Source organism: Caldisericia bacterium (assembly GCA_021158845.1).
GTDB lineage: Bacteria > Caldisericota > Caldisericia > B22-G15 > B22-G15 > B22-G15.
This window is the reverse complement of the sequence record JAGGSY010000102.1, coordinates 1-6791: the sequence shown is the minus strand read 5'-3', so window position 1 is coordinate 6791 and position 6791 is coordinate 1. Positions and strand designations below refer to the sequence as shown.

The 6791-nt window shown below is 35.5% G+C and carries 10 protein-coding genes; all 10 read left to right on the top strand.

Annotation, left to right across the window (positions count from 1 at the left end; translation table 11 throughout):
* The coding region (gene sfsA, locus J7J33_03965) for a DNA/RNA nuclease SfsA (GenBank protein ID MCD6168446.1) at positions 1–741 on the top strand (741 nt) is incomplete at its 5' end.
* Between the two features lie 54 nt (positions 742–795).
* Positions 796–1842: a M20/M25/M40 family metallo-hydrolase gene (locus J7J33_03960; GenBank protein ID MCD6168445.1), complete on the top strand. Its 1047-nt coding sequence runs from the start codon at positions 796–798 to the stop codon at positions 1840–1842.
* On the top strand, positions 1839–2483 hold the full coding sequence (locus tag J7J33_03955) for an N-glycosylase/DNA lyase (GenBank protein ID MCD6168444.1): 645 nt from the start codon (positions 1839–1841) through the stop codon (positions 2481–2483). Before J7J33_03960 ends, J7J33_03955 begins: the two co-directional genes overlap by 4 nt.
* An 11-nt stretch (positions 2484–2494) precedes the next feature.
* Positions 2495–2929 (top strand): transcriptional repressor, encoded by a 435-nt coding sequence (locus J7J33_03950; GenBank protein ID MCD6168443.1) that lies wholly within the window; start codon positions 2495–2497, stop codon positions 2927–2929.
* Between the two features lie 71 nt (positions 2930–3000).
* Complete coding sequence (locus tag J7J33_03945) at positions 3001–3645, top strand: peroxiredoxin (protein ID MCD6168442.1); 645 nt, start codon at positions 3001–3003, stop codon at positions 3643–3645.
* Between the two features lie 59 nt (positions 3646–3704).
* Positions 3705–4208, top strand: coding sequence for a rubrerythrin family protein (locus J7J33_03940; GenBank protein ID MCD6168441.1), 504 nt, complete (start codon positions 3705–3707; stop codon positions 4206–4208).
* A gap of 10 nt (positions 4209–4218) precedes the next feature.
* On the top strand, positions 4219–4599 hold the full coding sequence (locus J7J33_03935; GenBank protein MCD6168440.1) for a desulfoferrodoxin: 381 nt from the start codon (positions 4219–4221) through the stop codon (positions 4597–4599).
* Positions 4600–4608: 9 nt separating this feature from the next.
* Positions 4609–5301, top strand: coding sequence for a rubredoxin (locus J7J33_03930; protein MCD6168439.1), 693 nt, complete (start codon positions 4609–4611; stop codon positions 5299–5301).
* A 3-nt stretch (positions 5302–5304) separates the two neighbouring features.
* A complete protein-coding gene (locus J7J33_03925) occupies positions 5305–6489 on the top strand; it encodes an FprA family A-type flavoprotein (GenBank protein ID MCD6168438.1) in 1185 nt (394 codons plus the stop codon).
* Positions 6486–6752, top strand: a complete 267-nt coding sequence (locus tag J7J33_03920) for a hypothetical protein (protein ID MCD6168437.1) — start codon at positions 6486–6488, stop codon at positions 6750–6752. Before J7J33_03925 ends, J7J33_03920 begins: the two co-directional genes overlap by 4 nt.
* The last annotated feature ends 39 nt before the right edge of the window (positions 6753–6791 follow it).

Below are 6791 nucleotides of genomic sequence, written 5' to 3'. Positions count from 1 at the left end.
TGTAAACTTTTATTTATGAGAAAAATTATTAAATATTCATGGGATAAAATGGGAGAGTTTATAGAAAGGAAGAATAGATTCCTTGGTATTGTAAAAGTGGAGGGGAAATTATTGGAAGTTCATATACATGATTCCGGAAGGCTTGGGGAAATACTTTACAAAGGCAACACTGTTTTTATAAAGAGAGCAGAGGGGGAGAAAAGAAAAACCCAGTGGGATTTAGTTTTAGGTAAAGTGGATGAATACCTTATCCCTGTACACTCTGGTTATCACCGTAAGATATCAGAGGTTTTAATAAAAAAGATAAATATTTTTGGAAATGTTAAATATATAAAGCCAGAATTCAAGTTTAAAGATAATAGAATTGATTTTTTCCTTGAAAAAGAGGATGGAGAGAAGATACTTGTGGAGGTTAAAGGATGTACACTTTCAAAAGATAAGGTTGCCCTTTTTCCAGATGCTCCAACATCAAGGGGAGCAAAGCACATAAATACTCTAATTTCTGCTGTTAGAGAGAATTTTCAGCCCTATCTTCTTATTCTTGTATTAAGACCGGATTCAACCTGTTTTCTTCCCAATGAGGAAAATGATTTCCACTTTGCAAAGGTTTTTTATAAAGGATTAAAGGAGAGTATAAAGATAAAGCCGATTATCATTGAGTATAAAGATGGATGGTTATATTATAAAGGTGAAACCCCTTTATGTAAAAAGGAAGTAGAGGAGCAGAATATTCAATCATAGAAGGAATTGATTGAATTGATGAAGTAACATTAAAAGAATAAGGTGAGGTGAAGTATGAATTTAGATTTACTCAAAAAGCTTATTGAAACACCGGGAGTTAGTGGTTTTGAGTCAAAGATAAGAGAGGTAATTAAAGAGGAAGTAAAAAAGAGAGACCCCGATGAAGTCTATGAAGATACCCTTGGAAATCTAATTGTTGTAAAGAAGGGAAAAAGAGAGGGCACTATTCTTTTTATGGCACATATGGATGAGTTGGGGATGGTAGTTTCATCCATTGATGAGAAGGGATTCATTGGATTTCAGAAGCTGGGAGGAATAGATGATAGAGTGCTTGTTTCAAGAGTTGTAAGACTTATCACAGAGGATAAGGAGATCTATGGAGTTATAGGAATAGTTCCACCCCATCTATCTGTTGATAAGGAGATGGAGGGTAAAATTACTCCCTGGTATAAACTTCAGATAGATATTGGAGCAAAATCAAAGGAAGAAGTTATCTCCCTTGGTATAAATCAAGGCACACCAATAGTATTTAAAAAAGATTTCCTTTTGCTTAACAATGATCTTGTTGTCTCAAGAGGACTTGATGATAGGTTTGGTTGTTTTATCCTTATAAACTTACTTGAGATGTTTAGAAAGACCAAACCCCTGAATACATTGGTTTTTGTCTTTACAACAGAAGAAGAGATTGGATTGAGGGGAGCATCTGTTGTTGCTCCTCAATTAAATCCCTTATTAACTGTTGTTGTGGATTCAATATCAGCATCAGATTTTTCCTTAGTTAGCCTGCCTTATAAGAACTCCATTGTTGTTGGAAAGGGACCTGTGATAAGAAAAGTTGACAGAAGAATGGTTGTGGATGAAAAACTTTTTAATTTCTTTTCTAAGTTTATGGAGGAGAAAAATATAGAATTTCAAATTGGTGTAACTGGTGGTTCAACCGATGCATCCATTGTTGAAACTGAGGGAGCGGGTTTTTATTCTATTCCTCTCTGCTTCCCCTTGAGATACACCCACTCTACTGTGGAAGTTGTTTCATTGAAAGATGGAGAGAAATTAACCAGAGTGCTTTATGAGCTTGCCACAAATCAAATAGAGATATGAATGAGATTGAAGAGATTAAAAATATATACAACAGGATAAAAAGGAACATAGAACAAAGAATAGATCAATTTAAAGAGGTATGGAAGAGGGGAAATGATTATGAATTATTCTCAGAATTTGCTTTCTGTCTTCTTACACCTCAATCAAAGGCAAAAGTATGCTGGAATGCCATTCTTGAGTTGTTGAGGGATGATTTATTGCTCTATGGATCAGTTGATGATATAAAAAGTAGACTGGTGGGGGTAAGGTTTAAGAATAATAAAGCAAGATATATAGTTGAAGCAAGAGAGAAATTCTTTAAAGACGGAAAGTTCATGATAAAGAGAATAATTCAAGATGAAAGGGATATTTTTAAGATAAGAGACTTTCTTGTGAAGAATGTAAAGGGCATGGGGTATAAAGAGGCAAGCCATTTTCTAAGGAACATAGGATTTGGAGAGAATATTTCAATTTTGGATAGACATATATTGAGAAATCTTTACAAATTTGGTATAATTGAAAAGAAGATGAATGGACTTACAAGGAAGAAATATTTAGAGGTAGAGGAAAAAATGAGGAGGTTTTCTTATAGTATAGGTATACCTCTTGGGCATTTAGATCTTGTTTTCTGGTTTAAAGAGACAGGAGAAATTTTCAAGTAAAGGAGAAAAAGATGGATGTAAAGGAGTTGAATGATTATCTTACAAAAAGAGGAATTAGACCATCCTTTCACAGAATTAAAATACTTGAGTATCTCTTTATGAATAAAACTCATCCAACAGTGGATGATATATATAAAGATTTGATAAATGAAATTCCAACACTATCAAGAACGACAATCTACAATACACTCTCCCTTTTTGTTGAAAAGGGAATAGTCTCTCAGTTGATAATAGATGAGGGAGAGGCAAGGTATGATTTAAGAGAAAAACCACATGCGCATTTTAGGTGTATAAAGTGTGGAAGGATCTTTGATATAGATTTTGATTGTGCCCTCTTCAAAGAAAAATTTATTGATGGGAATAAAATAATAGAGATACAGGTAAATATCATCGGTATCTGCAAAGATTGTTTAGAAAAAGAGAAAAAGACCTCCTTGACAAAATAAAAATTTGGGTTATAATAAAATTGTAATAAATACAAAATTAAATTAATTTTAAATTAAAAGGAGGTGAAGCAATGGTAATCATTGGACAAAAATTTCCAGAGATTGAGGTAAACACAACACATGGAAAGATGAAGCTTCCAGAACATTTCAAAGGTAAATGGTTTGTCTTGTTCAGTCATCCAGCAGATTTTACTCCTGTTTGCACCACTGAGTTCTATGCTATGCAAATAAGACTTAAAAAGTTTAAAGAGTTGGGGGCAGAGGTGATTGGTTTGAGTATTGATCAGGTTTTCTCACATCTAAAGTGGGCTGAGTGGATAAAGGATAATCTTAATGTTGAGATTGAATTCCCGATAATAGCAGATGACAGAGGTTCTGTTGCTGAGGCACTCGGCATGATTCCAGAAGGGTCAACAAATACTGCAAGGGCAGTGTTTATTGTTGATCCTAAAGGGGTTATAAGGGCTATAGTTTACTATCCAGCAGAGGTTGGTAGAGATTGGGATGAGGTTTTAAGACTCCTAAGGGCACTTCAGGTGAGTGATAAAAATGGAGTTGCTCTTCCACACAAGTGGCCAGAGAACGAGTTAATCAAGGACAATGTGATAGTTCCGCCAGCAGGCAGCGTTGATCTTATCAAGAAGAGAAAAGAGCAAAAGGAGAGAGGAGAAATTAAGTGTTACGACTGGTGGTTGTGCTATAAGGAGTTGAAGTAGTTTGTTGGGGGAGATTTTCTCCCCTATTTTATAATTAATTTAAGTGGAGGTAAGTACTTATGAAAAAAATGACAGAGAGGTTTCTTTTGGATGCCTTTGGTGGAGAATCGATGGCTCACATGAAGTATTTAATTTTTAGCGAGGTTGCCGAAAAAGAAGGTTATAAGAATATCTCCAGATTGTTTAAGGCAATTTCCTATGCTGAGTTTGTTCATGCAAAAAATCATGCAAGAAACCTTGGAATTGTCAAGGACACAAAGGATAACCTTCAGACTGGAATTGATGGGGAAACATTTGAGGTGGAAGAGATGTATCCAGTCTATCATAATGCAGCAAAACTACAAGGGGAGAAAGGAGCAGAACTTTCAACCCATTTTGCCCTTGAGGCAGAGAAGATTCACAAAGAGTTGTATAAAAAGGCAAAGGAATTGGTTGAGAATGGAAAAGATATAGAGGATGAGGATATTTACATATGTCCTGTGTGTGGCTACACTCATATTGGTGAGCCACCAGATAAATGCCCTGTATGTGGAGCAAAAAAAGAGACATTTAAAAAATTTTAGGAGGTGAGTTATGACTAAAAAACTCCAGATCTACAAGTGTGAAATATGTGGAAATATGGTGGAGATAGTACACGAAGGTGCTGGAGAGTTGGTTTGCTGCGGACAACCAATGAAGCTTATGGAACTTAAGACAGAGGATCAGGGTAAAGAAAAGCATGTTCCAGTAATTGAGAAAACTGAAAGCGGAATTAAGGTTAAAGTTGGTTCAGTGGAACATCCAATGGAGGAGAAACACTACATTGAGTGGATTGAATTGGATGTAGATGGTGTTGGGTTCAGAAAATTCTTAAAACCAGATGAGAAACCAGAGGCAGAATTTCCGGTAAAAGGGAACGATGTATCAGCAAGGATTTACTGCAATCTTCACGGATTATGGGGAAACAAACTTTAAGGAGAAGAAATGGATCTTAAAACATTACACAAGATAACCTACGGATTATACCTTGTTACATCTAAGAATGGAGAAAAGATCAATGGCCAAATTGCAAATACAGTTTTTCAGGTTACTTCAGATCCCCCGAGGATTTCTGTAACCATAAACAAAAAGAATTTAACCCATGAATTTATAGAAAAAAACAGAGTTTTTGCAGTATCCATCCTTTCCAAGGAAACTCCCCTTAAGTTTATAGGTAATTTTGGATTTAAATCAGGAAGGGACATAGATAAATTTAAAAATATACCTTATGAGATTGGGAAGACCGGTTCTCCCATCGTAAGGGAAAACTCTCTTGGTTTTATTGAAGCAAGGGTTTTAAAGGACATGGATGTCGGCACTCACACAATCTTTGTTGGAGATGTGGTTGATTGCGAAAGGTTTAAAGAAGGGGAACCAATGACCTATGCTTACTATCATGAGATAAAGGGTGGTAAATCACCAAAGACTGCACCGACATACATAAAGGAAGAGGTGAAGAAGGAGGTGAAGATCATGAAGAAGTATGTTTGTACAGTGTGTGGTTATATATATGATCCAGAAAAGGGAGATCCTGATGGTGGTATAAAACCCGGAACTCCCTTTGAAGACATTCCAGATGATTGGGTGTGTCCAGTATGTGGAGCAGAAAAAAGCATGTTTGAACCTTATGAGGAGTAGAAAATGGCTGTAAGAAAATTAAAAGATGGAATTTATTCTGTAGGAGCAATTGACTGGGATAGGAGACTTTTTGATGAACTAATACCACTTCCAGATGGAACAACATACAACGCATACATAATCAAGGGAGAAGAAAAGACTGCACTTCTTGACACAGTTGACCCGGCAAAAAAAGATGAACTAATAGGAAACCTTAAAAGTTTAAAGGTGGAAAAAATTGATTACATTATTGCACATCATGCTGAACAGGATCACTCTGGCTCTATCCCAGATATTCTCTCTCTTTATCCTGAAGCAAAGGTTGTAACCAATAGTAAGTGTAAAGGCTTCTTAATGGATCTACTTCATATTCCAGAGGATAAGTTTATTGTGGTTAATGATAGAGATACCCTTTCTCTTGGTGGAAGAACACTCAAGTTTATCTTTACACCATGGGTTCATTGGCCAGAGACAATGGTAACCTATCTTACCCCGGATAATATTCTTTTTACCTGCGACTTTTTTGGTTCTCACTATGCCTCCTGCGATCTTTTTGTAAAGGATAAAGAGAAGGTATTGGAAGATGCAAAGAGATATTACGCTGAGATAATGATGCCCTTTAGATTCCAGATAAGGAAGAATCTTGAAAAAATAAAGGATCTTAAGATAGAAGTTATTGCACCAAGCCATGGATTGGTTTATGATGAACCAGAGTTAATAATTAATGCCTATAGGGAATGGATTTCTGATGAAGTTAAAAACATGGTTTTAATTCCCTATGTCTCCATGCACGGTAGCACATTCAGGATGGTTAATTATCTTATAGATGCTCTCATAAAAAGAGGTATTGGGGTAAAACCCTTTAATCTAATCAAAACCGATATTGGTGAACTTGCCATGGCTCTTGTGGATGCAGCAACAATTGTTATAGGAACTCCAACTGTTCTTGCAGGACCTCATCCACATGTAGTGTATGCAACATATCTTGTAGGAGCATTGAGACCCAAAACAAAATTTATCTCTATAATTGGCTCCTATGGATGGGGTGGAAAGACTGTTGATACTTTAAAGAGTTTGATCCCGACCCTGAAAGCAGAGATAATTGAACCTCTCCTTATAAAAGGAGATCCAGATGAAGAAGATTTTAATCTTATAGATGAGTTTGCAGATAAAATTCTATTGGCACATAAGAAGATTGGACTCTTATGAAGTCCAGCATTTTAAGAAAGATAACAAGAAGATTTAATAAGTTTAGAAATCCTGAATGCAAAGCTACTACAATTAGAAATAGTGAAGTAGAACTTGAGGTTGAATTTACAGGCACTACCTCTGATTCTGCCTGTTGTTTTGATGAACACTTCATAGACTATAAGTATATGTTAAAGGATAATTTTAAGATGGATTTTATAATAGATGAAATAAAGAGAATAAGTGATGATAAATTTATTGTAAGATATAAAAAGGAGGTTTGAAATGTTATCAAAGATTCCAGTGGATTTTACAAAATTAAA